Origin of the sequence: Roseiflexus sp. RS-1 (assembly GCF_000016665.1) — a bacterium.
Classification (GTDB): domain Bacteria; phylum Chloroflexota; class Chloroflexia; order Chloroflexales; family Roseiflexaceae; genus Roseiflexus.
In genome coordinates, this window is the sequence record NC_009523.1 from 5,174,821 (window position 1) to 5,199,893 (window position 25,073).

Here is a 25,073-nt window from a genome sequence, read left to right on the forward strand (position 1 = left end):
TCGTATAGTCGTCAGGCGATCATCAGTCTGATCAGGAGGATAGAACTCCCATGCCAAAGCAGTTGTATTTCAACGAAGATGCGCGCCGTGCGCTCAAACGGGGCGTCGATATCGTCGCTGATGCGGTCAAGACGACCCTCGGTCCTCGCGGGCGCAATGTCTCAATCGATAAGAAGTTCGGCGCGCCGACCGTGACCCACGACGGTGTGACGGTTGCCAAGGAGATTGAACTGAAGGACCCCTTCGAGAACATGGGCGCGCGCCTGCTCGTCGAAGTCGCCACCAAGACGAACGATGTCGTTGGTGACGGTACGACGACGGCGACAGTGCTGGCGCAGTCGATTGTCAACGAGGGGTTGAAGATGGTTGCTGCCGGCGCCAACCCCATGCTGATCAAGCGTGGTCTCGATAAAGCGGTCGAAGCGGTTGTCGCCGAGTTGAAGAGTGTCGCTATCCCGGTGCGCGACCGCGCCGATATTGCGCACGTGGCCGCGATTTCGGCTGCCGATAGCGAGATCGGCGATCTGATCGCTGAGGTGATGGAGAAGGTCGGCAAGGATGGCGTGATTACGGTCGAGGAGAGCAAGGGAATCGCCTTCGAGAAGGAATACACCGAAGGTATGCAGATCGACCGCGGCTACATCTCGCCCTACTTCGTCACCAACCCCGAGCGCATGGAAGCCGAGCTCGAGGATCCCTACATTCTGATTACCGATAAGAAGATCAGCAGCATCCAGGACATTCTGCCGGTGCTGGAGAAGGCGTTGCAGGTGACCAAGAACCTGGTGATCATCGCCGAGGATGTCGATGGTGAGGCGCTGGCGACCCTGGTGGTTAACAAACTGCGTGGCACGATCAACGCCCTGGCGGTGAAGGCGCCCGGCTTCGGTGATCGCCGCAAGGCAATGCTCCAGGATATTGCGATTCTGACTGGCGGCACCCTGATTTCGGAAGAGATCGGTCGCAAACTGGATAGCGCAACGGTCGAAGACCTGGGTCGCGCGCGCCGCGTGGTGTCGGATAAGGACAACACGACGATCATCGAGGGTCGCGGCGATGAGCGTGCAATCCGCGCCCGCATTGAGCAGATCCGCGCTCAGATCGAGACGACCACCAGCGACTTCGACCGCGAGAAGTTGCAGGAGCGTCTGGCGAAACTGGCAGGTGGCGTGGCGGTGTTGAAGGTCGGCGCGGCAACCGAGCCGGAGTTGAAGGAGAAGAAGCACCGCGTTGAGGATGCGCTCTCGACGGCGCGCTCGGCGGTGGAGGAAGGCATCGTGCCTGGTGGCGGCGTGGCGCTGCTCAATGCCATCCCGGCGCTCGACCGCGTCCAGGTGACGTATGAGGACGAGAAGTATGGCGTGCAGATCCTGCGCCGCGCGCTCGAGGAGCCGATGCGCCAGCTGGCGCGTAACGCTGGCGAGGACGGCGCGGTGATCATTGATACGGTGCGCCGCTTGCAGAAGGAAAAGAATGACAAGAATATCGGCTACAATGTGCTGACCGGTGAGTTTGGCAGCATGATCGAGATGGGTATCATCGACCCGGTGAAGGTGACCCGCTCGGCGGTGCAGAATGCGGTGTCGATTGCCGGTCTGCTGTTGACCACCGAGGCGCTGATCGCCGATATTCCGGAAGAGAAGCCGGCGACGCCAACCCCCGGCGGCGGCGGAATGGACTTCTAAACCCGTCGGTGGGTTTTCCGCAAAAGGAAGGGGAGGCGTTGTCTGGCAGCGCCTCCCCTTTTTTCGTCCGCGTCATTGCGGCGACGGTGGCGCCTCTCTCGTTTTATCGCCACGAACTCAACCACTCGCTCAGTGACACGCGCGGCGCCAGACGCGGTGCAGCGTCACGGGACAGCGCCAGGTCGCGTACAATTCGGGCGATTTCAAACGCTGCCAGTGGATTTCCGGCGGCACGCGCGGCATCGGCTGCTGCCCGCCGGGCTTCCGGTCGTTCGATCCAGCGCTGTATTCCGGCGACGAACTGTGTCGCATCCGGTGTGTACTGCGCGGCGCCACGGCGCACGACATACTCCAGATTGCCGGCTTCCTGTCCGGGTGCAGCGCCATAGATCAGAAGGGGACGTCCCACCGCCAGCGCTTCGCTAATGCTCAAACCGCCAGCTTTGGTGGCGACGATGTCGGCGGCATACATCATGTCCGCCATGGGAACAAAGCCATAGATGTGGGTTGGATTCTTCCAGGTGCGCGCGCGCAACGTCGCAGCAAGTTCGCGGTTGTGACCTGTAACGATGGCAAGCTGGATGTGTTCATTTGCCTCATCGGCAGCAATCGACAGTTCCGCCAGTGGACCGACCCCGGCGCCGCCGCCGGAGATGAGCACGGTGACCAGATCGGTGCGCCAGCCCAGATCGCGCCGCACATCCTCCGGCGCAGCGCGCGGCGCTGCAAACCGCGGGTGGACTGGAATGCCGACAATCCGTACCTGGTGCGGCTCAAGACCACATCCCAGCGCGCGTGTGCGCACCTGCGCATTTGGAACGATGCACAGGTCGTCGACTGGCGAAAACCAGGTGTGGTGCACATGCCCCAGATCGGTCACAACCGTGATCAATCCGGGACGACCCCGCACCCCGCGATAGGCATCGGCGACCAGTGCAGTAAAGAGCGGATACACGCTGATGACGACATCGGGCGCATGACGCACGAGCAGTCGTCGCAGCGCATCGCCGATAGCCAGCCCCATCGCGCTGCGCAACAGCACGGCATATGCCGCTGCATCGGTGAGCGCGTGCGCGCGGTCATACCGTTCCGGCGCGTGCTGGATAGTTGAAAGGTAGAATGTTTCTGCATGCCGGAGCAGCGAGGGACTCGATGGTTCATGCAACGGGTTGGCGATGGTAACCTGCACGCTCTGGCTGTAGTTGTGCAACAGCGCCGCCTCGATCGCCTGCGCGGCGCTCCGGTGTCCGCTCCCCGCGTCGGTTGTCAGTATCAGGATGCGCACATTGCGCATAAGCGTTTCTCCTCCTGTGTGTTCCTGGCAGTTGGTTAGACGTTGATGAAAGGTTAACTGTTTCACCCAGCCGTTCCACTGCCAGTGCATCGATGTCACAGACGGGTATGCAATGCTGCCAGGCGCTCGGCAGCCGCATCGATGGTTTCCAGGCGCTTGGCGAAGCAGAAACGCGCCAGGTTGGGCGCGCCCGTCGGGTCACTGTAGAACGCTGAGGTGGGAATGGCTGCCACGCCAATGTCGGTTGTTAGCCACCGGCAGAAGGCGCGGTCGTCGGCATACCCCAGTGCGCCGATGTCGGCAGAGATGAAATAGGCGCCTTCAACCGGAAGCGTCGGTAATCCAGCTGACTCGAGCGCCTGCTGCAACCGCGTGCGCCGTTCGCTATAGTCGCGCAACAGGTCGCAGTAGTATCCGTTGACCGACGCCTGTTCCAGCGCGACGGCAACTGCTTCCTGCAATGGCGACGATGTGGCGAACGTCACCCACTGGTGCGCCTGGCGCAACGCCTGGTTCAGATGCGCCGGTCCAACCGCGTAGCCGATCTTCCATCCGGTGACGCTAAAGGTTTTTCCAGCACTGTTGATGGTGAGCGTGCGCTCCCACATGCCGGGGAGCGTCGCCAGCGGCACATGGGCGCCACCGTCGAAGACCAGCCGGTCATACACTTCGTCGGTGATCGCAAGGGTGTTGTGATCCTGACAGAGTTCGGCGATGAGGCGTAATTCGGCGCGGGTGAAGACCTTGCCGGTCGGGTTGTGCGGCGTGTTGACGATGATGAGCGTCGGATTGCGCCTGAACGCGGCGCGCAGTTCCGCCTCGTCGAACCACCACGTGGCGTGGGTGGGATCTGGCGGGTAGAGACGCACTGGTAGAGGAATGCCGCCTGCCAGGGTAATGTCGGGTACGTAGGCATCATACGCTGGCTCGAAAATGATGACCGCATCGCCCGGCTCGATCAGCGCCAGCAGCGCATCGCACAACGCCTCGGTTGCGCCGCTGGTGATTGTGACTTCACGCTGCCAGTCCACTGCACGCCCGTAGTCACGCTCCCACTGCGCAGCGACCGCCAGACGCAGGCGAGGCAATCCGGGCATCGGGGCGTACTGGTTGATGTCGGCGGCAATCGCGGCTGCCGCCGCTTCCTTGATGAATGCCGGACCTGGAAAATCAGGAAAGCCCTGTCCCAGGTTGATCGCGCCGCGCTCCAGCGCCAGCGCGCTCATTTCGGTGAAGATGGTTGTGCCGAAACCCGCCACACGGCGGGCAAGCCTGCCGGTCATGCGTTCACTCCCTGAGTGCTGTTTCCACGTCTTCTGCTTCGCCGATACTGTATCGTACCATACCTGACGTCCTCGTGCGGAAGCGGTCAGTGGGCAGTCTTGAATGACATATTTGACCATCCGCTTACTTCGGGTATACAATGCCCGCACTATCGAGGCACAGTCGAAGCGCCTGGAAAGGAAGCGGTCATGCTGGCACGCAATCGCTTTGCAACCTATGTGTGGGGAGTGTTGATCTACAACCTGCTAGTCATTCTCTGGGGTGCGTTTGTGCGGGCAACGGGGTCGGGCGCAGGGTGCGGCAGTCACTGGCCCCTGTGCAACGGCGAAGTCATTCCACGCGCCCCGGCAGTTGAAACCATCGTCGAGTTCACCCATCGATTGACCAGCGGCGTCGCATTACTGATGGTGATTGGAATGCTCGTGTGGGCGTATCGCGCATACCCGCGAGGTCATATCGTCCGGCGCGGCGCGCAACTATCGATGGTGTTCATCATCACCGAAGCGCTGCTGGGCGCCGGGCTGGTGCTGTTCGAACTGGTGGCGCACAATGCGTCGCTGACGCGCGCCGTTTCGATGGCGGCACACCTGTTGAACACATTTATTCTGATCGCCTGTATTGCGCTGACCGGATGGTGGGCGTCGGGCGGCGAACCGATCCGTCTGCGCGGTCAGGGCGCCGTCGCATCCTGGCTGATCACCGGTATGGTCGGGTTGATCCTGGTCGGCATGAGCGGCGCAGTCATCGCTCTGGGGGACACCCTCTTCTTTGCCCACACCCGCGCTGGCGGCAGTGAGGAAGCCCTGGCGCCGCTGGTGGCGGCAATCGTCTCGATCCGCATGATGCACCCTGCACTCGCCATCGGCGTTGGCGCGTTCGTCGTGGTGGCGGCATGGTACACGAGCACAGCGCGACCGGGCGCAACGACGCGCCGCCTGGCGATTGTGCTGACCGTGCTGTACGCGGTGCAACTGGTTGCAGGGTATGTCAACGTTGCGTTGCAGGCGCCCGTCTGGATGCAACTGGTGCACCTGTTCCTGGCGGATGCAGTCTGGATTGCGCTGATCCTGCTGGCTGCGTCGGCGCTGCGTGTGAGCGCTCATTCATCCGAAGCGCAGCCTGCACCGTCGATGGCGCGGGCATAACCGGCGGCGTGTCGCTTTCGTGCCGAATTCTATGGACGCCCTATGACAAACGTACCGACACAACCGGTTCCTCCTACCGATGCTGACGCTGACCCGTTCCGCTATGGCTGGCGCTTCGTGCCGCGCCCGACCTCCGACGATCCTCACAACCTGGAACAGGCGCCGCTCACGCTGGAGGATGTCCTGCACCCGAAGGTGGGCGACTTCATCGTGCGCAGCGATCGCCACACCACTGACCGGATGTATCTCGCTTCCGTGCTGCGCGCTCGACTGGAGCCATCTGGTCGCGCTATCGTCCTCAGCAATATACGGATCGCGTGGGACATCCCCAATCTACGTCCCCACGGACCGGATATCATGGTTATCCCCGGTATTGCAGAGCGGCAAGACTGGAGCACGTTCGAGGTTGCGGTCGAAGGGGCGCGTCCGGCGCTGATCATCGAGATCGTTTCGCCGGAGACGCGCGAGAATGATGTGGTGATCAAGGTGAACCATTACGCACGGGCGGGAGTGGCGCAGTACGTGATCGTGGACGATGTAGGGCAGGGCGAGGAGCGACGACTGCACCTGCTCGACTATCGTCTGGAAGCGGGGGCGTACCGGTTGCGGGAACCGGACGCGAGTGGGCGGGTGCATCTGGAGATTGCCGACCTGTGGCTGGGGGTGCGGGGCGACGGCGTGGTATGCTACGACAGGCACAGCGGGGAAATTGGAGACTATGTGACGGTGATGCGCCAGGCAGCAGCGGCGGAGGAGCGCGCCCGGCGGGCAGCAGCGGCGCGCGAAGCGGCGGAGGAACAGGCGCGTCGCGAAGCAGCGGCGCGGGCACAAGCCGAAGAACGCCTGCATGCACTGCGTAAGCGTCTGCGAGACATGGGAATCGATCCCGATGATGTCTCACGCGGGCAGTAGGGCGTCTTCCTGACGAAGGAATGTGTCATGCGCACTGCTGGCCGCGTTGCTCGAAGACCGGGCATGTGCGCGATGTCACCTGGCTCCTGATACTATGGATTATTATCGGTTGGCGGGTGATAGGCAGGCAAACGCAGGCGCCAGATCAAAAACCCCATCAATCCGGCCGGACCGGCCATCAGGGTGGCAAAGAGGGAGGGAATGCGCACCCGGGCTGGCGCGTTCAGGCGGCGGCACTCACGATAAATCCACGCACCGCTGAACAGATCGAGCGCGAGCATGTGCGCCCAGGCTGCTGCCGCACCTTCCGGCGAACTCAAGCCCTTGCGAATTCCCTCAAGTGATGTAAAATCAAGCGAAGCGCCCTCGCGTTGCCCGCGTCGCACCGCCAGCGCCAGCGCCACAACATAGTTCAAGCCAGCAATAAACAGCGCACCAGGACGACTCATCCGCTCGGTCAATGGATGATTGGGGGCAAACATCATTGCCAGCCAGAGTGGCATGGGAAAGATGTTCAGATACTGAAAGAAACGCTCCATCAACTCTTCCTCCACACGTATGCGCGATATTGCAATCATTGGCGTGCCGCTCGACCTTGGCGCAGGACGGCGCGGCGTCGATATGGGACCAAGCGCCATGCGGTATGCAGGTCTGCGTGAGCGGATCGCAGCGCTGGGCTACCGGGTGCGCGACCTTGGCAACCTCGCCGTGCCGCTGGCAGAGCAGATCGAACCTCCGGTTGCGGATGAACCGCTGCGCTACCTGCAACCGATCGTCGGCGTTGTGCGCGACCTGGCGCAACAGGTGCGCGACGTCATCTCCAGCAATACGCTGCCGATCATACTCGGCGGCGATCACAGTCTGTCGATCGGTTCGGTTGCGGGTGTGGCGCACAACCGGCGCATCGGCGTTATCTGGCTCGACGCCCACGGCGATTATAATACACCAGAGACGACCCCTTCGGGAAATATTCACGGCATGGGTCTGGCAGTTCTGACCGGACGCGGGCATCCAATGTTGACCGGACTGATCGGACGGATCCCGGTTCTTCGTCCGGGAGATGCAGCGCTGGTTGGAGTACGGAACCTCGATGACGGCGAACGTGAACTGCTGCGCACCTCCGGTGTGCGTGTCTTTACCATGCACGATATTGACCGGCGTGGCATGGCGGCAGTAATGGAAGAAGCGATCCTGCACGTTAGCGCTGGCACGAGCGGTTTTCATCTCAGTTTCGATCTCGACGTGCTCGACCCGCACGAAGCGCCGGGGGTTGGAACGCCGGTGCTGGGCGGCATCACCTACCGGGAGGCGCACCTGGCGATGGAACTGATCGCAGCGTCGGGGCGGTTGATCAGCCTCGATCTGGTGGAGGTCAATCCCATTCTCGATACCCGCAACATGACGGCGCTGCTGGCGGTCGAGTTCGCGCTCTCGGCGCTTGGCAAGACGATCTACTGACGTCGCTCGACGGCGCAGACGTTCGGTTGTGTAAGGACTGACCGGGATTAAGACATTGTCGCTCAAATAAGTACACAATGGTCGTTGTGCAGGTTTTGTCTAATGAATGTAGATAAAATGTCCTTCAGTTAAGATTTCTTCACTGTTTCGGCGGGTTCATCATGAAACTGACTGTAACCAGTTGTGATATTATTAACCAAGGTTGCATGATGCCGTTCAGCTACACCGACAACGTGTCAGACGCACTATTGCAGTTCGTCTCGCTGCCGCATCTCACAGATCCGAAAGCAGAACTGGAAGAGAGGGTGCAACCAGGCAATCTCGCCCCTCCTGGAAACCCACGTCGATGTATGTGCTGGCTGGAGCACGCTATCCGGTCGTCATTTCAATCAGGTCCGTGGTGACCGTAAGCCGTGCAGGTCGATGGCTGCGCGCAGTGTTTGGCGTGCCTGTTTTCGCGGAGCGTGATAACTGTCTGGTGTGGTGAGTTGCGCTGGTAAGTCGCTCTTGCGCGTTGTTCTGGCGATGTCCTGCTGATAAGCGTCCGGTTGTCAAGAACGTTCTGACTTCTAGAAAGGCGCCACATGGCCCAGATATTCGATCGGAGAGCCAATACGCTCGCCAGGGTGAGTATCTTTGCCGGTATTCCGCTGGTGCTTGCCATCCTCGGGGGAGTCTGGTGGCTGTTTGGTTGGTCGGACTGGCACCGGGATGTCGGGGTGCCTGTCGAACAACCGGGGGGTGGGTTCAATCACCAGTTGCACGTTGCCCTGGGGATGGATTGTCGCTACTGCCACACGGCGGTCGAAGTCGCCGCCCATGCCAACATTCCCCCGACCGAAACGTGCATGGGATGTCACTCACAGATTATCAGCCGCAGCGAGAAAGTCGCATTCCTCTGGCAGAGTTGGGAAACCGGGAACGCGATCCAGTGGAACAAGGTTCACGATGTTCCCGATTTTGTCTACTTCAACCACAGCATCCATGTCGCCAAGGGCGTCGGCTGCTCGACATGCCACGGGCGCATCGACCAGATGCGCGTCGTCTACAAGACGCAGCCGCTGTTCATGTCATGGTGTCTGGATTGCCATCGTAACCCGGAGAAATATGTCCGTCCACGCGAAGAAATCTATAACATGGCGTGGACGCCGCCGGCCAACCAACTCGAAGTCGGACGACGTCTGGTGCAGGAGTACAATATCCGCTCGTCGTGGGAATTGACGAATTGCGCCATTTGCCACCGCTAGGAATTGAGCGTGACTATGAACACCAAGTCCCAGGATGTGAACGCATTGCGTGCGCGCCTTGCGAATGCCGAGGGGCGCGAGTTCTGGCGCAGCCTCGATGAACTGGCTGATACGCCGGAGTTCAACGAACTGCTGAAGCGTGAGTTCCCGCACGGCGCCGCTGAATGGCGCGACCCGGTGAGCCGGCGCAATTTTCTCAAGTTGATGGGTGCGTCGCTGGCGCTCGCGGGTCTGTCGGGGTGTCAGTTCGCGCTGAAGCAACCGCAGGAAAAGATCGTTCCCTATGTGCGCCAGCCGGAGGAGATTATTCACGGCAAACCGCTGTTTTTTGCCACCGCGGCGACGTTCGCTGGCTTTGGCACGGGGGTGCTGGTCGAAAGCCACGAGGGGCGCCCGACTAAGATTGAGGGGAATCCCGACCATCCTGCGTCGCTTGGGGCGACTGACCTGATCACGCAGGCGATGATTCTGACCATGTACGATCCGGATCGGTCGCAGGTGCCGACAAATGCCGGGCAGGAGGCGACGTGGGAGTCGTTTGTTGCTGCTGCAACTGCTGCGATTCAGGCGCAGGCGGCGAAACAGGGCGCCGGGTTGCGCATCCTCTCCGGGGCGATCACCTCACCGACGCTGATTGCGCAAAAGCAGCAACTGCTGACGCAATTCCCGCAGGCGAAGTGGTATCAGTACGAACCGGTCGGTCGTGAGAATGTCAACGCCGGCGCACGCCTGGCGTTCGGCGAGGATGTGCAGACGATCTATCGCCTCGATGCGGCGAAGGTGATCGTCGGTTTCGACTCCGACTTTACGGCGCCGTCGCCGACCGGCGTGCGCATGGCGCGTCAACTCGCCGATGGACGTCGCATCCGCAAGGGGACGAAGGAGGTCAACCGGTTGTACCTGGCGGAAAGCACGCCATCGATCACCGGTTTGCTTGCCGACCATCGTTTGCCGGTGCGCTCGTCGCAGATCGAACATCTGGTGCGCGCGCTGGCGATCCTCGTCGGTGTCCCTGATGTGGCTGCGGGCGCTGCTCTCAACGAGGCGGAGAAGAAATGGATCGAGGCGGTTGCAAAAGATGTACAGGCGCACCGCGGAGCGTGCGTCGTGCTGGTCGGCGAAAATCAACCACCGGTCGTTCATGCGCTCGGTCACGCGATCAACGCGCAACTCGGCAATGTTGGGAGCACGGTGGTCTACACTGATCCGGTGGAGAGCGATCCGTCGGGCGGTATTGCCGCCCTCGGCGCGCTCACCCAGGAAATGAACGCCGGTACGGTCGAGATGCTGGTAATGCTCGACAGCAACCCGGTCTACAATGCGCCAGCCGATATTCCGTTCGCCGAGGCGCTGGCAAAAGTGCCGTTGAGCGTTCACGTTGGACTGTACCGCGATGAGACCGCGCAGCAGAGCACCTGGCATATCAATGGAACGCACTTCCTCGAAGCGTGGGGGGATGTGCGCGCCTTCGACGGCACGGTGACAATTGTTCAACCGCTGATTGCCCCGCTGTACAACGGAAAGTCGGCGATTGAGACGCTCAATGTGCTGCTCGGCAAGCCGCAGGAGACCGGCTACCAGACGCTGACCGCGTACTGGCAGACGCAGGATTCGAGCGGCAATTTCCGCGTCTTCTGGAATCAGGCGTTGCATGATGGCATTATTCCCGGCACCCAGGCGCAGGCACGCCAGGTGACGCTCCAGCGCGGGTTTGCCAGCGCTGCGCCATCAGCGCCAGCGCAGGGGCTGGAAATCGTGTTCCGCCCCGATCCGTCGATATGGGACGGTGCGTTTGCCAACAATGCCTGGTTGCAGGAAGTCCCCAAGCCATATACCAAACTGACGTGGGATAATGTCGCTATGATGAGTGCGCGCACCGCGAATGCGCTACGCCTCAAGAATGGCGATGTCGTGCGGTTGACGTACCAGGGGCGCTCGGTGGATGCGCCGGTGTGGGTGCAACCGGGCCACGCCGACGACTCGGTGACGGTGCATCTCGGCTTCGGGCGCACGGCTGCCGGGCGGGTCGGCAATAATGTCGGGTTCAACGCCTATCGCCTGCGTACCAGCGCGACGCCCTGGTTCGGCGTCGGTCTGGAAGTGGCGAAGGTGGGTGAAAACTACAAGCTGGCGAGCACCCAGGGTCACTTCCTGATGGAGGGACGCAAGAAAGACCTGGTGCGGTACGGGACGCTCGCTGAGTATGTGGAAAACGAGAAGTTCCTGCAGGTCGAAAAGAAGGAGCCAATCTCGCTCATCGGCGAGTATGAGTACAACGGCTACAAGTGGGGTATGTCGATCGACCTGAATGTGTGCAACTCGTGCAATGCCTGTGTCGTTGCCTGCCAGTCGGAGAACAACATTCCGGTCGTCGGCAAGGACGAAGTCTGGCTTGGGCGCGAAATGCACTGGATCCGGATCGACCAGTACTACGTCGGCGACGAGCACACGCCAAACGTCTACAACATGGTCATGCTGTGCCAGCAGTGTGAACATGCGCCGTGCGAGATCGTCTGCCCCGTCGCTGCCACAGTTCACGATGCCGAAGGGTTGAACAACATGGTGTACAACCGCTGCGTCGGCACCAAGTACTGCTCGAACAACTGCCCGTACAAAGTGCGCCGGTTCAACTTCCTGCAATATCAGGATGTGCCGTACCGCTCGCCAATCGATGCGTCGACCGAGAACGACAGCATTCCGGTGCTCAAGATGATGCGCAACCCGGATGTGACCGTGCGTGCGCGTGGTGTGATGGAAAAATGCTCGTTCTGCGTCCAGCGCATCAACGAAGCGCGCATCGAGGCGCGCAAGGAGAATCGACGCATCACCGACGGCGAGGTTGTGACGGCATGCCAGCAGGTCTGCCCGACACAGGCGATCGTCTTTGGCGACCTGAATGATCCGCAGGCGCGGGTTGTGACCTTGAAGGATCAACCGCTGAAGTACACATCGCTCGATAAACTCAATACAAAACCGCGTGTGAGTTATCTGGCAAAGATCAAGAATCTGAACCCCGACCTCGCAGAGGAAAAGAAGGCATAGGCGCGGCAATGTCGAGATACGGGGGGTGGTCTGCTGACGTCTCCCGTCTAGGACACACGGAGTAGCACATGGCTTCACAACCCGCACAGAAATCGGCGTATGGCAAGATGCTTGAGGAGTTGCTGGGACCGAAGCAGAGTTATGAATCGGTCACCAGAACCATTGGCGACATTGTGCTGACGCCGCTCAAGCGAACCCCGTGGGGTTGGGCGTTGGGGTTCGTCCTTGCAGCCCTGGGATTGCTGATGTACCTCTACTCGCTGGCGGTGCTGTTTACCGTCGGCGTTGGCATCTGGGGGATTAATATCCCGGTTGCCTGGGGCTTCGATATTATCAACTTCGTCTGGTGGATCGGCATCGGGCACGCCGGGACGCTCATCTCGGCGATTCTGCTCCTCTTCCGGCAGGACTGGCGCACCTCGATCAACCGTGCTGCCGAGGCGATGACGATCTTCGCCGTTGCGTGCGCCGGTATCTACCCGCTGGTGCATACGGGCCGCCCCTGGCTCGATTACTGGATGCTCCCCTATCCTGGCACGCTCGGTATGTGGCCGCAGTTCCGCAGCGCTCTGGAATGGGACGTGTTTGCGATCTCGACGTATGCCACGGTCTCAATCCTGTTCTGGTATGTCGGTCTCATTCCCGACCTTGCTTCGCTGCGCGATCGGGCGACGAATAAGTGGGTCAAGATCTTCTATGGCTTCCTGGCGCTCGGCTGGCGCGGCGGCGCCCGCGACTGGCATCGCTATGAGATGGCGTCGCTCATTCTGGCAGGGCTTTCGACACCGCTGGTGCTGTCGGTGCACAGTATCATCAGCCTGGACTTCGCCATCTCACAGTTGCCCGGCTGGCACGTGACGGTCTTCCCGCCCTACTTCGTTGCCGGTGCAGTCTACTGCGGCTTCGCAATGGTGATCCTGCTGCTGATACCAATGCGCCGTTGGTACAAACTGCACGATCTGATCACGATGAAGCACTTCGACCTGATGGGCAAGGTGATGCTGGCGTCAGGTCTGGTGGTGGCGTATGGCTATTTCGGTGAAATGTTCTATGCCTGGTACAGCGCCAATATCTACGAGTACTTCCTGATCACGAACCGCACGATGGGTCCGTACGCCTGGAGTTACTGGGCGCTGATCGTGCTGAATGTCGCCATTCCGCAACTGTTGTGGTTCAAGCGCTTCCGCGTCAGCCTGCCCTGGCTCTTCTTCATCTCGATCTGTATCAATATCGGGATGTGGTTCGAGCGCTGGGTGATCATCGTGCTTAGCCTGCACCGCGACTTTATGCCAGCGTCGTGGGGCTACTACACGCCGAGTGTGTGGGATATCTCACTGTACGCCGGTTCGTTCGGATGGTTCTTCTTCCTGTTCTTCCTGTTCATCCGCTTGTTGCCGGCGATCTCGATCTTCGAGGTGCGCGACCTGGTGCATAAGATCGAGGCAGAACAGCACGCGCCGGTCCAGGTCGGCGGCGCCGGACACGTCAGGGAGGCGTAGCGACGATGCTGAAGCGAAATGCGATGCGCGCGAAGGCGCCAAAGGTTTCAACCGAACCGGGTCTGTATGGGTTGATAGCTGAGTTCGACAGCGCGGATGCGTTGCTGGCGGCAGCTGAAAAAACCCGTGATGCCGGGTATAAAAAGTTCGAAGCGTATACGCCGATCCCGATCCATGGACTGGATGAAGCGGTCGGCTACCGGGGCACGCGCCTGCCATGGGTTATTTTTGGCGCGGGGCTGCTCGGTGCGAGCGGGATGTTTGCTCTGCAAACGTGGATCAATGTGGTGGAGTATCCGATGAATGTTGGTGGACGACCGCTGTTCAGCTGGCCCGCTTTCATCCCGGCTACGTTCGAAGGGATGGTGCTGCTGTCGGCGTTCGCCGCCGTGTTTGGGCTGATTGCGGCATGCGGTCTGCCGCGTCCATACCATCCGGTCTTCAACGCGCCCAACTTCGAGCGAGCGTCAGTTGACCGGTTTTTCCTGTGTATCGAGGCTGCCGACCCCAAGTTCGAACTCAAGCGGACGCGCCAGTTTCTGGAGAGCCTGGAGCCGCTGGCGGTCTCTACCGTAGATAACTAGGGGAATTGCGATGCTGAACGAACGACAATGCCGCCGCCAGAGCGCGTGGTTTGGGCGGATTCTCCGGGCAGGCTGGCTAATCGCTGCGGCGTTGCTGATGACTGCCTGCCACCTCGAGATGTACGATCAGGCGAAGTTCAATCCGCAGCAAGCGGCAAATGATCTCTTTGCCGATGGCGCGGCAGCGCGCCCGCTGGTGGAGCATACGGTAGCGCGCGGTCGGTTGCGCATCGATGCAACCAGTACCGGGCGCGTCGCTGGTGACCCGAACGGTGCGTATCTGACGACCATTCCGATTCAGGTTTCGCCGGAATTGCTTGCTCGCGGTGCAGAGCGCTATCGCATCTACTGCGCAGTCTGCCACGGCGCCAATGGGAACGGTCGCGGTCAGGTCGGTCTGCTGCTCAACCCGCGCCCACCGTCGTTTTACGACCAGCGGTTGCTCGAGATGCCTGATGGTGAGTACTACGATGTGATTGTCAATGGCAGGGGAACCATGTATGCCTATGGCTATCGCATCCAGAGCATCAGCGATCGCTGGGCAATCGTTGCGCACATCCGCGAGTTGCAGAAGAATCCGCCGCAGCAGAACTGAGAACCAGGAACCAGGAACTGAGAACTGAGAACCGGGAATCGGGGATTGAGAAGCGAGCGTAAGGTTATCGCTGGCTGGCGTTCACAGCACGCGATTGGATGTTCAGGAATCGCGCCGATCATAATCGAGGAATGTCTCACCTCCGAAAGGGATGACCATGATCGCACAAGAACCGGCTGCGCTTCGTCCTGCACTGGGGCGTTTTCAGCAAGTCGCTCTCATTGTCGGTAGTGTTGCGATGCTGCTGGCAGTGGCGGGGGCGTTTTTAGGAGCAGCGCAGTTCTTTCATTCGTACATCTTTGCCTATTTCTTCTGGTTTGCCCTGTCGCTCGGCGGGTTGCTGGTGCTTATGATCAACCATCTGACGCAGGGTGTGTGGGGGTTGATGCTGCGGCGCCTGCTGGAAGCGGCGGCGATGACCCTGCCGTTGATGGCGATCCTGTTCCTGCCAATTGCTATCGAAACACTGACCGGAACCCACTATCTGTTCCCGTGGACGAATCCGGAAGTGGTCGCAAACGATGAAGTGGTGGCGCTGAAGACGCCGTACCTGAATGTGCCGTTCTTCCTGGCGCGCGCAGTGATCTACTTTGTGCTGTTCGTTGGTATGGCGTATCTGCTGCGTCAATGGTCGCTGGAGGAGGATGCGAAAGGGTTCAGCGAGGATTTGCGCGGTCGCTTCCAGCGTCTGAGCGGTCCCGGCATTGTTGTGCTGGTGCTGGCGTGGACGCTCGCCGCAACCGACTGGGGGATGTCGCTGGAGCCGGAATGGTTCTCGTCGATGTACCCGGTGACCTATATCGCCAGCATGCTGATCCTGACGTTTGGCGGCGGGATTATTGCGCTGGCGGCGCTCAAAGCGCGCAATTTGTTGCCGTTTGGCATCCCAACCGACCGCCTGCACGATCTGGGCAAGTTTCTGTTTGCCTTCGTGGCTGTCTGGGCGTATGTCAACTTCTCGGAATATCTGATCATCTGGTCGGGAAATGTGCCGGAACTGACGCCGTGGCATGGGCATCGCTCGGCAGGCGGGTGGGAGATCCTGGGGATCGCAATGATCTTCGGCCACTTCCTGCTCCCGTTTATGCTCCTGCTGAGCCGCTTTGCCAAGCGTCGGATCGCAAATCTGACGGCGATTGCGGCGTATATGTTTGTGATTGAAATTGTCTGGTACTTCTGGAAGATTATGCCAGCGTTTCATCCAGACGGGTTCCATATCCACTGGCTCGATCTGGTGACCCTGATTGCGATTGGCGGACTGTGGCTTGGAACGTTTGCGTGGCATCTGCAGCGGGCGCCGTTGCTTGCACCGAACGATTACCGCGTGCCGTTGTTGCGTCGCCAGGAAGCGGGTGGTCATGGGCACGGCCACCACGGGAAGGCAGCAGTGGAGCATCACTGAGGATCATCAGGAGACGTAGTTCGTTTCCGCGTCGTGACGCGGTTGCACCCTCGTCACACCGCCCCCCGGTTTCCCTCTCAGGAGATTTCTTGGGAGGGATGAATGATTTTCTGCATTCCGGTGCGCTTTTGCCCCCTCATCCCCCCTGCCCCCTTCTCCCCTTGTGGGAGAAGGGGGGGATTTTGGGCGTCCTGATGCCTGAAACGGAAGATGACACGCAGGGGCTTCCCAAAAAACCCACCCCTTCTGAAAAAAAAGCGCCGTGCGGGTGAGATCACCTGCACGACGCCGTTCAACCGTCCCCCAATGATCAGGCAACCAGTTCCTCTTCCGTAGCGTACTCGCGTACTGCCGGCGCCTGCCGCGCCCGTCGGCGCGCGCGATATTCGACAACCGCCAGCAACTCGTCCGGCGTCACCGATGCCTCAGCGGCGGCAATATCCAGCGGCATCGTGTTGGACGCACTGATGTGATACGCTCGCAACACGTGGCGCGCCTCCGGCACACGACCGGCAACTTCATTGATGGTCTGCTCTTCGTAGTTCCTGGGCTGCATGGTTCTCCTCCTCATATGCTTCACTGCCATAACTGCCTGGAGGGCGTCGCGTTTTGCCTCTCTCAGGTTGTCCCGCGTCTCTGCGGTTCAGTGACTTCAGTATACCATACAATATGGTCATTTTCAACAAATGCAAGGGTTTTCTATTTGGTTATTTTGCACAAATTTGAAGGGCGAAGCGGGGAATATGGTATGATGGGAAGAGAATCAGGCGCGTCACACAAAGGAGGCAATGGCATGGATTTCGCCCTCAGCGATCAGCACGAGATGTTGCGCCAGACGGTGCGCGCATTTGCTGAGCAGGAGATTCGTCCGACGGCGGCAGCGCGTGACGAGGCAATGGAGTTCCCGGTTGACCTCGTAAAGAAAATGGGGCAACTTGGCTTGATGGGTGTCGCCGTGAGCGAACAGTACGGTGGCGCCGGGCTTGATTACATCTCGTATGCGATTGTCATCGAAGAACTGTCACGGGTAGATGCATCGCTGGGCGTTATTGCGTCGGTCAACAATTCGCTGGTGTGTTACGGCATCGAGACGTTCGGCACCGAAGAGCAGAAGCGTGAACTGTTGACGCCCCTGGCTTCAGGACGAATGCTTGGCGCGTTCTCGCTCTCCGAGCCGGGCGCCGGTTCGGATGCCGCCGCTCAAAAGACAACCGCAGTGCGCGATGGGGATGAATACGTTATCAATGGCATCAAAAACTGGGTGACGAACGGTGACTATGCCGATACGATCATTTTGATGGCAATGACCGATCCATCCAGGGGGCATCGGGGGATCACCGCCTTTCTGGTCGATCCGCATGCGCCGGGGTGCAGCATTGTCAAGGTCGAGCACAAACTGGGCATCCGCAGCGCCCATTCGTGCCAGATGGCGTATGACAATTACCGCGTGCCAGCGTGGCGAAGGTTGGGCGAAGAGGGGCAGGGATTCAAGATTGCAATGACCATCCTGAACGCCGGACGGATCGGGATCGCAGCGCAGGCGGTCGGCATTGCGCAGGGTGCGTATGAGGCGGCGCTGGAGTACGCTAAAATCCGCGAACAGTTTGGCAAGCCGATCATCGAGAATCAGGCGATCGGGTTCACCCTGGCAGATATGGCGACGCGGATCAAGGCGGCGCGACTGCTCACGTATGAAGCGGCCTGGCGCAAGGATCAGCATCTCGATTTTGTCAGCGCGGCGTCGATGGCGAAACTGTACGCCTCGGAAACCGCTATGTGGACGGCGACCAAAGCGGTTCAGGTTTTTGGCTCGAATGGCTACTCGAAGGAATACCCGGTCGAACGCTACTTCCGCGACGCGAAGATCACCGAGATCTACGAAGGAACCAGCGAAATCCAGCGCCTGGTCATTGCACGCGAGATCGCACGGTAGCAGGGCTATGCATCATAGAGCACGTCTGACCAGAATGGGTGCACTGCTCTGCGGCGCGCTGGCATGCCTGCTGAGTCTGCAGCTGATGGGACTGGCGTCGGTCGATCCGCCGCAGGGCGCGCGTTGGGCGGAAGCGCGTGCCCGGTGGAGTGCGCGGGCGCCCGACTCCTACTACATCGCAGTGCGTATCGAGGCGTTAGGGCGGGTGTGTGCTCAGCGCCTCGAAGTGCGCGGCGGGTGGGTGCGTCGGGTGCTCGAAAATACCTGCGATACGCTCTGGGTCGATCCGCTGACTGTCGATCAGTTGTTTGCGCTCAGCAGCGATATTGAGAGCATCCCTGCCTCGCGCTGCGTGCCGTCGCCGCACGACTGCCCCTGCCAACGCGTCTTTACCCTGCGCCGCGTTGAGTATGATGCGGAGTACGGCTTCCCCAGCGCAATCATTGCGCGCTCTGAGGTGCAGTTCCATCCGATGCGGCGTGATTTCTGGGAGTATCTCTGGACGGAGGGCAACCTGCCGGCGTGTCAACCGGCGCGACGCCGCTTTACCGTACAGGTGCTGGCGCTTACGCCATTGCCGCCAGAGAGTCCGGTGCAGACAGCAGAGTTCAAGCAGGTGCAGTAAGAGAATTGCTCATGCCACTGCCCGGATGTATGGCTCTCAAGGGTAGCGTTATTGGGAGAGATCAGTGATCTTCTGCGTTCCGGTGCGCTTTCGCCCCTCATTCCCCACCTCTCAAGGGTAGCGTTATTGGGAGAGATCAGTGATCTTCTGCGTTCCGGTGCGCTTTCGCCCCTCATTCCCCCTGCCCCTTTCTCCCACAAGAGGAGAAGGGGGAGTTTGATCGTTCTGAAGCCCAGAACGAGAGAAGGAATGCAGGGGCTTCCAAAAAAACCCGCTCCTGTAAGCGGATGCGTGGTCGTCACACCCGATACGCAGCAATGTGACTATCACAGCAACGAGGGCATCGTCAGTCTTAGAATTATCGTCAGTCTTAGAATTATAGATGGTCTTTGAATAAATAATCTGGTATAGCCCGCGCAGGCGGGCTTCGCATTCCATAGCCGAGGGCTTATAGTCTTTGAGTACATAATCCGCCATAGCCCGCGCAGGCGGGCTTTGCCCTGGTTAGCCGAGGGCTTATGGTCTTTGAGTACATAATCCGCCATAGCCCGCGCAGGCGGGCTTTGCCCTGGTTAGCCGAGGGCTTCAGCCCCACGGCTAGCGCAGTATAGCGGATTTAATTTTCAATCTCCATTAGCCCGACGGCAGGGGTGAATACCGGTTTATATTCTCAACCTTCATCAGCCCCACAGCAAGAGGTTGATCTGCAACAAACAGCGTGGATTGGGAACGAACTCTGGTGAATCGCACAGGGCGTTACCAGACGTGATATGAGATGCCCTGGGCGAACCGGCGGACACCCTTTGAAGGTTCACTGTTATCCGAACCGACCGGTCACATAGTCTTCAGTTCGCTTATCCTTCGGATTGGTAAAGATTGCATCAGTCGGTCCGAACTCAACCAGTTCGCCTGCGCGCGTTTCGCGATCCATCAGCATAAAAGCGGTCATATCAGAGACGCGCATCGCTTGCTGCATGTTGTGGGTGACGATCACAATGGTAAAATTCCTGCTCAGTTCGTGGATCAAATCCTCGATTTTCATTGTCGCAATCGGGTCGAGGGCGGAACATGGCTCATCCATGAGCACCACTTCCGGCTCCACTGCAATTGCACGAGCGATGCAGAGACGTTGCTGTTGACCTCCAGAAAGCGCTGTGCCGGATGACTTATGGAGGCGATCTTTCACCTCATCCCAGAGCGCTGCGCGTCTAAGCGCCATTTCAACCTTCTCATCAAGCACGCGTCGGTCTCTGACGCCCTGTACCCGTAGACCGTAAGCAACGTTTTCGTAGATCGATTTGACGAACGGGTTTGGTCGCTGGAACACCATGCCAACCCGGCGCCGCAGTTTGACCGGATCGAGATCGCCGTAGATATTGAGACCATCCAGGATGAGTTGCCCTTCGCCGCGCGCGCCCGGAGTACGATCATGCATGCGATTGATAGCGCGCAGGAAGGTGGATTTACCGCATCCTGAAGGACCGATAATTGCAGTCACCTGGTTCTGCGGGATGCGAATGTTGATGTTGCGCAACGCCTGAAACGTCCCATAGAAGAAGTTGAAGTTGATCGCTTCAATCTTCGTTTCCTGCGTTGTGGATGTTGTATGCTCTTTTGCACGTGCAACGGTCTCAGCAAACCTGCCGGACAATCCTGTTTGTCGCACTGTTTCGTCCATAGATTCCTCGATATCAGGTGCTATCCTACCCGACCGCTGATATAGTCTTCGGTCCGCGGATCGTCCGGTTGGGTAAAAACCTTTGATGTTGGATTGTACTCCACCAGCACGCCAGTTGGGACGCCGTCATCGGTATCGACCATGAACACGGCGGTCTCGTCGGAAATGCGCGCTGCCTGCTGCATATTGTGCGTGACGATGACAATCGTATACTTCTTACGCAGATCGAGGAGCAAATCCTCGATCTTCATCGTCGAAATCGGGTCGAGCGCGGAACATGGCTCATCGAACAGAATGACCTCCGGTTCGACGGCAATCGTGCGGGCAATGCTCAGACGCTGCTGTTGCCCGCCAGAGAGCGCCGTTCCCGCCTGGTTCAACTTATCCTTCACTTCGTCCCACAGGACGGCCGCGCGCAGGCTCGCTTCGACCTTCTCCGCCAGCACTCGTTTGTCGTTGATCCCTGCCAGGCGCAGACCGATGGCGACGTTCTCGAAGATCGAACGGGTGCGCAGCGCGATAGGCTGCTGAAACACCATGCCGATTTTGCGTCGCACCAGGATTGGATCGACGTCCGGTGCGTAGATATTCTCATCGTTCAGCAACACCTGACCTTCAGCGCGCGCACCGAGGATCGTCTCGTGCATCCGGTTCAGGCAACGCAGCACAGTGCTCTTGCCGCATCCGGAGGGTCCGATGATTGCAGTAATTTTGTTCGGCTTGATCGTCATGGTCACGGGCCTGACGGCAAGACGTTTACCGTAGTATGGCTTCAGGTCGCGGATCTGAATTGTGGATTGTGACGTCATAACGGGTATTGTCATTGATGGCGCCTTTTCCTGAGTGTGAACATCATCCGCTGCTTAGCGCATGCGCAGGCGATTGCGTGTGGCGATGCGCACCAGGATATTGACCAGCAACACCAGCATCATCAGCACAAAGGCGCTGCCCCAGGCGAGCGTGTTTTCGCTCGGGAACGGCGACTCGGTGTAGCGATACGTAATCAGCGGCAACGCTGCCATTGGCTCGAAGAGATTGGTCATCAAAACGTTGCTGCCGAGCACCGTCATAATGAGCGGAGCGGTTTCACCCGCGCCACGAGCAAACGCGAGCATCACGCCGGTGACGATGCCGGAGAGTGCGGTTGGGATAACGACGGTAAATGTCGAGTACCAGGTCGTGGCGCCCATTGCCAGCGCCGCTTCGCGGGTCGCCTCTGGCACCAGTTTCAACACTTCTTCCGTTGTGCGGGTAATGGTCGGCACCATAAGAAACGTGAGCGCAATCGAACCGGCGATCCCGGCGAAACCAAGCGGTTGACCATCGGCGCCTTTTGCGTTCACAATCAGAATGTACGCTGTAACGCCAACGATGATCGAAGGAGCGCCAGACAATACATCGGAGGCGAAGCGCACGGTTGTCGCAACTGAGTTGTCGGGGAACTCAGACAGGAAGATTCCCGCCATGATACCGATCGGCGTGGCAATGATCAGCGCCACTGTCGTAATGAGCAACGTACCGACAATCCCGTGAAAGACGCCGCCACGAGCGGGCGCTTCGAGAATATCAGCCCCTTTTTCATCGTTTGCCCCCTCCTGTCCAGTTCCGGGTTCGCCGCCGACGAGTGATCCCAGGTCGAGATTGGCAAACGGATCATTCGGGTCGATAGGACCAAGATCAGGCATTGACACTTGCATCGGCGGCTGATAGATATCGGTGAAGAACTCCCAGTTCAAAGCTCCGCCGCCGATGACGATAACGTACCCGATGATCAGCACAAGCGGCACGATTGCAAGTCCTGTTGCCACGAAGACCAGACTGCGCATCATCACGTCGATGGCTTTGCGACGGGAGTAGTTGGGCGATGCACTCGATTTCAGGCTCATGCGCGTGTCCTCCCGACGGGTCCGCGGTTCATATACCAGATCAGCAGACGTGCAGACAGATTCAACAGCAGGGTAATCGCAAAGAGCGCCAGTGCAATCAGCACCAGCGCACTCTCGTGGATCAGTGTCTGCGAGTTGACCAGTTCACTGGCGACCAGAGCAGCCGCAGTTGTGGCCGGCTCGAACAGCGTTTCCGGCACCTGCGGACGATTACCGACCAGCATGGTGGCGGCCATAGTCTCTCCCAGCGCACGCCCCAGACCGAGCATCACTGCACCGATGATACCGGCGCGTGCATAGGGCACGACCGATAGCCAGATAACCTCCCATCTGGTTGCGCCTAACGCCAGCATCACCTCGCGTTGCGTATTCGGCACCAGGGTCAGCACATCACGGGTAATAGCCGCAATCGTCGGCAGGATCATGATCGACAGAATAATCCCGGCAATAAGCAAACCGCGACCAGACGCAACGTTTCCACCGAGCCACGGGACGATCTGTCCTATGGTTTCAGACATCGGTCGTGCGATGTTCTGAGTAAAGAACGGTGCAAAGACCATCACGCCCCAAACGCCATAAATAACGCTCGGAATGGCGGCCAGCAATTCGACCATGAATGAAAGCGGGGTACGGATAGCAGGCGGACACAATTCTGCCAGAAAAATCCCAATGCCAATCGCTACTGGCGCTGCCAGTATCAGTGCAATCGCCGAAGAGATCAACGTACCGACGATGGCCGGCATTGCTCCGAAACTGACCGGGTTGACCTCCGTTTCAACCGGATTCCATTCTCCCGATGTAAAAAACGCCAACCCAAATCGCTCACGCGCCAGTTGAGAATCGCTCCATGTGACCCACAGAATAGCAAACACCAGTGCAATAACGAGCAGCGCAAAAAAGAGTGTCAATCCCCAGAAAATACCATCCCCGTGCTGTGTGCGTTTCGCAATGCGTTCTCGAAACGTTTCACGAGCTGCCTGTGCCTGTGCCATACTCATTTCTCCATAGTGTTTCGTACCACACATAATGCTGTAGCAGGGAGATCGGTCCCTGCTACAGCATCGTTCTCTGAAATCGGTGGATCAGGATTAGCGCGGCGGTGTCGTAAACACCTGCTCGCCACGGACACGCACTTTGTTCAGTTGCGCCATTGCCTTCAGGCGCACTTCTGTCGGCAGTTGGACATAACCGAGACGGATGGCAGCCCCCTGCCCTTCGGTGAGACACCAGTAGAGAAAGTCGGTGAGCGCCTGCGCCTTTGGAACGTCTGTGTAGGTCTGTGAGCGGATCAGGATCCAGGTCAACCCGGCAATCGGGTACGAGTTTGCACCCTGCGGGTTAGTGATTGAGAACCGCAGGTCTTCGGGAATAGTCACACCGGCCGCTGCCGCAGAGACGGTTTCTGGTGTAGGCAGGACATAGTTGCCCGCTGCGTTTTTCACGGCCGGCACCGGCAAACGGTTGCCGATTGCAAACGCCTGTTCAACATACCCGATGGCGCCCTCTGTGCGAACCACCGTGCCGGCGACGCCTGCATTGCCCGGTGCTCCAATACCGGCGGGCCAGCGGACGGTCGTACCGGCGCCGACGCGAGTGCGCCAGGTTTCACTCACCTTCGACAGGTAATCAGTCCAGATCGACGTTGTACCTGAGCTATCCGAGCGATAGACAACCGTGATTGGCAGGTCTGGAAGCGCAACGCCAGGGTTGTCAGCAGCGATCCGCGGATCATTCCAGCGTGTAATTTCACCCAGATAGATGCCGCTCAGCGTTTCTGGCGAGAAGCGCAGCACTGTACCGGCGGGCAAGCCAGGCAGGTTGTAGGTCGGCACGACTGCGCCGATAACCATCGGCACGTGCAGCGCGTCCGGCGCTTCGGCAGCGATGCGATCCGCCGGTAGCGCCGAGTCGGTGCCGCCAAAATCGGTCAGATAGCGGATGAAGTCGCGCTGACCCTGACCAGACCCCACTGCCTGATAACTGATGGTCACCCCAGGAACAACATTCTTGTACACGCTGATCCATGCCTGATAGAGGGGGTTCGGGAAAGTCGCTCCTGATCCCTGCAACACGACGCCGCTAATCTGACGTGGCGCCCACGCCGCAGGAGCAGTCGGTTGAGCGGTTGGAGTAGCCGCCTGTGGTCGTGGAGTCGGTGTCCGTCGGGGGCGCGGGGTTGGCGTTGCGCGGGGGCGCGTTGGCGTAGCCTGTGGTCGTGGAGTCGGCGTCGGCTGAGTTTGCGCCTGGGTCTGCGCCGTGATCACGAACGTCGACATGAACAGGACGAATGCTATCATCAACAGAACCGGGCGGACAAGATGCCGTTGCATACAGTGACTCCTTCCTCTCCTCTTCTGTCTGCCCCTTCCACTTGACGCATATTGACCCATCAGCCGTATCTTTGTCAGAGACAATGCTAGCCATGCTCCAGATATGCTGCGCATGTGTCAGCGCATCACGTCCGGCAACCGGGGTCGGCTTGCGCCAATATGGTTTAGGCAAATCTGCGTCCCGTGATACTGAGTCTATCAAACGATCATTAAGGATCAACTCGTGCCGTCTTAAGGGAATTTTGTCCATAAATATAGACTTCTTAATAAATCTTAAATCGCGTATTATCTGGACAGGTGATCGTTCAGCGCGATGAGTCGCCCCACAGCGCAGTTGGAAAACCGCAATAACCCCGGTTTGATTGCAATTCTCACCGAGGTTGAACCCAATTGACGAGGTTGAATACTCCCGGAATCGCTCCCCACGCAGCGACCGAAATGATGGAGATTGAGAAATAAATCCGGTATGCGCCT

At 59.3% G+C, this 25,073-nt stretch carries 21 protein-coding genes; 12 read left to right on the top strand and 9 right to left on the bottom strand.

From position 1 onward, the window contains the following. The first annotated feature begins 50 nt into the window (after positions 1–50). Positions 51–1,685 (top strand): chaperonin GroEL, encoded by a 1,635-nt coding sequence (gene groL, locus ROSERS_RS21305; protein ID WP_011958812.1) that lies wholly within the window; start codon positions 51–53, stop codon positions 1,683–1,685. Between the two features lie 103 nt (positions 1,686–1,788). Here the strand turns inward: groL and ROSERS_RS21310 are convergent, their stop codons facing one another. Beyond that, positions 1,789–2,979, bottom strand: a complete 1,191-nt coding sequence (locus tag ROSERS_RS21310) for an MGDG synthase family glycosyltransferase (RefSeq protein WP_011958813.1) — start codon at positions 2,977–2,979, stop codon at positions 1,789–1,791. A 95-nt stretch (positions 2,980–3,074) separates the two neighbouring features. After that, positions 3,075–4,262 (bottom strand): aminotransferase class I/II-fold pyridoxal phosphate-dependent enzyme, encoded by a 1,188-nt coding sequence (locus ROSERS_RS21315; RefSeq protein WP_011958814.1) that lies wholly within the window; start codon positions 4,260–4,262, stop codon positions 3,075–3,077. A gap of 189 nt (positions 4,263–4,451) precedes the next feature. Between ROSERS_RS21315 and ROSERS_RS21320 the strand changes: the two genes are divergently transcribed. Together ROSERS_RS21320 and ROSERS_RS21325 are read left to right on the top strand one after the other, a co-directional pair. Beyond that, positions 4,452–5,408 carry a COX15/CtaA family protein gene (locus ROSERS_RS21320; RefSeq protein WP_011958815.1) on the top strand — a complete coding sequence of 319 codons (957 nt, stop codon included), beginning with the start codon at positions 4,452–4,454 and terminating at the stop codon, positions 5,406–5,408. Between the two features lie 42 nt (positions 5,409–5,450). Next, positions 5,451–6,320, top strand: a complete 870-nt coding sequence (locus tag ROSERS_RS21325; RefSeq protein ID WP_011958816.1) for a Uma2 family endonuclease — start codon at positions 5,451–5,453, stop codon at positions 6,318–6,320. 92 nt (positions 6,321–6,412) lie between these two features. Here ROSERS_RS21325 and ROSERS_RS21330 read toward each other — a convergent pair whose 3' ends face one another. Then, positions 6,413–6,859, bottom strand: coding sequence for an ABA4-like family protein (locus ROSERS_RS21330; protein WP_011958817.1), 447 nt, complete (start codon positions 6,857–6,859; stop codon positions 6,413–6,415). A gap of 19 nt (positions 6,860–6,878) precedes the next feature. Here ROSERS_RS21330 and rocF point away from each other — a divergent pair, with 19 nt between their 5' ends. The 7 genes from rocF (at position 6,879) to ROSERS_RS21365 (ending at position 16,147) form a co-directional block, all read left to right on the top strand. Continuing rightward, a complete protein-coding gene (rocF, locus tag ROSERS_RS21335) occupies positions 6,879–7,778 on the top strand; it encodes an arginase (protein WP_011958818.1) in 900 nt (299 codons plus the stop codon). 584 nt (positions 7,779–8,362) lie between these two features. Then, entirely contained in the window at positions 8,363–9,025 is a 663-nt protein-coding gene (locus ROSERS_RS21340; protein WP_011958820.1) for a cytochrome c3 family protein, read from the top strand. A gap of 15 nt (positions 9,026–9,040) precedes the next feature. Next, a complete protein-coding gene (locus ROSERS_RS21345; RefSeq protein WP_041334260.1) occupies positions 9,041–12,067 on the top strand; it encodes a TAT-variant-translocated molybdopterin oxidoreductase in 3,027 nt (1,008 codons plus the stop codon). Positions 12,068–12,135: 68 nt separating this feature from the next. Beyond that, positions 12,136–13,566: an NrfD/PsrC family molybdoenzyme membrane anchor subunit gene (gene nrfD / locus ROSERS_RS21350; protein ID WP_011958822.1), complete on the top strand. Its 1,431-nt coding sequence runs from the start codon at positions 12,136–12,138 to the stop codon at positions 13,564–13,566. A gap of 5 nt (positions 13,567–13,571) precedes the next feature. Further along, positions 13,572–14,150: a DUF3341 domain-containing protein gene (locus ROSERS_RS21355; protein WP_011958823.1), complete on the top strand. Its 579-nt coding sequence runs from the start codon at positions 13,572–13,574 to the stop codon at positions 14,148–14,150. A gap of 10 nt (positions 14,151–14,160) precedes the next feature. Beyond that, positions 14,161–14,745: a c-type cytochrome gene (locus ROSERS_RS21360; protein ID WP_011958824.1), complete on the top strand. Its 585-nt coding sequence runs from the start codon at positions 14,161–14,163 to the stop codon at positions 14,743–14,745. 157 nt (positions 14,746–14,902) lie between these two features. Further along, on the top strand, positions 14,903–16,147 hold the full coding sequence (locus ROSERS_RS21365; protein WP_011958825.1) for a hypothetical protein: 1,245 nt from the start codon (positions 14,903–14,905) through the stop codon (positions 16,145–16,147). Positions 16,148–16,457: 310 nt separating this feature from the next. On the opposite strand, the gene ROSERS_RS21375 is transcribed toward ROSERS_RS21365, so the two are convergent. Beyond that, the gene (locus tag ROSERS_RS21375; protein WP_011958826.1) at positions 16,458–16,703 is read right to left on the bottom strand and encodes a hypothetical protein; all 246 of its coding nucleotides are present in this window, start codon (positions 16,701–16,703) and stop codon (positions 16,458–16,460) included. Between the two features lie 237 nt (positions 16,704–16,940). On the opposite strand from ROSERS_RS21375, the gene ROSERS_RS21380 reads away from it, so the two are divergent. Beyond that, positions 16,941–18,080: an acyl-CoA dehydrogenase gene (locus tag ROSERS_RS21380; protein ID WP_041334267.1), complete on the top strand. Its 1,140-nt coding sequence runs from the start codon at positions 16,941–16,943 to the stop codon at positions 18,078–18,080. A gap of 7 nt (positions 18,081–18,087) precedes the next feature. Then, entirely contained in the window at positions 18,088–18,705 is a 618-nt protein-coding gene (locus tag ROSERS_RS21385) for a hypothetical protein (protein WP_011958828.1), read from the top strand. Positions 18,706–19,522: 817 nt separating this feature from the next. On the opposite strand, the gene pstB (ROSERS_RS21395) is transcribed toward ROSERS_RS21385, so the two are convergent. The 5 genes from pstB (ROSERS_RS21395) to pstS form a co-directional block, all read right to left on the bottom strand. Next, the gene (gene pstB / locus ROSERS_RS21395) at positions 19,523–20,383 is read right to left on the bottom strand and encodes a phosphate ABC transporter ATP-binding protein PstB (RefSeq protein WP_011958829.1); all 861 of its coding nucleotides are present in this window, start codon (positions 20,381–20,383) and stop codon (positions 19,523–19,525) included. A gap of 20 nt (positions 20,384–20,403) precedes the next feature. Next, positions 20,404–21,207: a phosphate ABC transporter ATP-binding protein PstB gene (gene pstB / locus ROSERS_RS21400; protein WP_011958830.1), complete on the bottom strand. Its 804-nt coding sequence runs from the start codon at positions 21,205–21,207 to the stop codon at positions 20,404–20,406. A 39-nt stretch (positions 21,208–21,246) separates the two neighbouring features. Beyond that, the gene (gene pstA, locus ROSERS_RS21405; RefSeq protein ID WP_011958831.1) at positions 21,247–22,269 is read right to left on the bottom strand and encodes a phosphate ABC transporter permease PstA; all 1,023 of its coding nucleotides are present in this window, start codon (positions 22,267–22,269) and stop codon (positions 21,247–21,249) included. Then, entirely contained in the window at positions 22,266–23,261 is a 996-nt protein-coding gene (gene pstC, locus ROSERS_RS21410) for a phosphate ABC transporter permease subunit PstC (RefSeq protein WP_011958832.1), read from the bottom strand. The genes pstA and pstC overlap by 4 nt, the downstream gene beginning before the upstream one ends. A 96-nt stretch (positions 23,262–23,357) precedes the next feature. After that, complete coding sequence (pstS, locus tag ROSERS_RS21415) at positions 23,358–24,599, bottom strand: phosphate ABC transporter substrate-binding protein PstS (RefSeq protein ID WP_198136330.1); 1,242 nt, start codon at positions 24,597–24,599, stop codon at positions 23,358–23,360. Positions 24,600–25,073 lie beyond the last annotated feature (474 nt).

Coding starts and splice junctions, on each gene's coding strand:
- pstB (WP_011958829.1), bottom strand. CDS start 20,383: ATGGACGAAACAGTGCGACAAACAGGATTGTCCGGCAGGTTTGCTGAG.
- pstS (WP_198136330.1), bottom strand. CDS start 24,599: ATGCAACGGCATCTTGTCCGCCCGGTTCTGTTGATGATAGCATTCGTC.
- ROSERS_RS21330 (WP_011958817.1), bottom strand. CDS start 6,859: ATGGAGCGTTTCTTTCAGTATCTGAACATCTTTCCCATGCCACTCTGG.
- pstA (WP_011958831.1), bottom strand. CDS start 22,269: ATGAGCCTGAAATCGAGTGCATCGCCCAACTACTCCCGTCGCAAAGCC.
- ROSERS_RS21320 (WP_011958815.1), top strand. CDS start 4,452: ATGCTGGCACGCAATCGCTTTGCAACCTATGTGTGGGGAGTGTTGATC.
- pstC (WP_011958832.1), bottom strand. CDS start 23,261: ATGGCACAGGCACAGGCAGCTCGTGAAACGTTTCGAGAACGCATTGCG.
- ROSERS_RS21325 (WP_011958816.1), top strand. CDS start 5,451: ATGACAAACGTACCGACACAACCGGTTCCTCCTACCGATGCTGACGCT.
- ROSERS_RS21385 (WP_011958828.1), top strand. CDS start 18,088: ATGCATCATAGAGCACGTCTGACCAGAATGGGTGCACTGCTCTGCGGC.
- pstB (WP_011958830.1), bottom strand. CDS start 21,207: ATGACAATACCCGTTATGACGTCACAATCCACAATTCAGATCCGCGAC.
- ROSERS_RS21365 (WP_011958825.1), top strand. CDS start 14,903: ATGATCGCACAAGAACCGGCTGCGCTTCGTCCTGCACTGGGGCGTTTT.
- ROSERS_RS21345 (WP_041334260.1), top strand. CDS start 9,041: ATGAACACCAAGTCCCAGGATGTGAACGCATTGCGTGCGCGCCTTGCG.
- ROSERS_RS21375 (WP_011958826.1), bottom strand. CDS start 16,703: ATGCAGCCCAGGAACTACGAAGAGCAGACCATCAATGAAGTTGCCGGT.
- ROSERS_RS21340 (WP_011958820.1), top strand. CDS start 8,363: ATGGCCCAGATATTCGATCGGAGAGCCAATACGCTCGCCAGGGTGAGT.
- ROSERS_RS21315 (WP_011958814.1), bottom strand. CDS start 4,262: ATGACCGGCAGGCTTGCCCGCCGTGTGGCGGGTTTCGGCACAACCATC.
- ROSERS_RS21380 (WP_041334267.1), top strand. CDS start 16,941: ATGGATTTCGCCCTCAGCGATCAGCACGAGATGTTGCGCCAGACGGTG.
- rocF (WP_011958818.1), top strand. CDS start 6,879: ATGCGCGATATTGCAATCATTGGCGTGCCGCTCGACCTTGGCGCAGGA.
- nrfD (WP_011958822.1), top strand. CDS start 12,136: ATGGCTTCACAACCCGCACAGAAATCGGCGTATGGCAAGATGCTTGAG.
- ROSERS_RS21310 (WP_011958813.1), bottom strand. CDS start 2,979: ATGCGCAATGTGCGCATCCTGATACTGACAACCGACGCGGGGAGCGGA.
- ROSERS_RS21360 (WP_011958824.1), top strand. CDS start 14,161: ATGCTGAACGAACGACAATGCCGCCGCCAGAGCGCGTGGTTTGGGCGG.
- ROSERS_RS21355 (WP_011958823.1), top strand. CDS start 13,572: ATGCTGAAGCGAAATGCGATGCGCGCGAAGGCGCCAAAGGTTTCAACC.
- groL (WP_011958812.1), top strand. CDS start 51: ATGCCAAAGCAGTTGTATTTCAACGAAGATGCGCGCCGTGCGCTCAAA.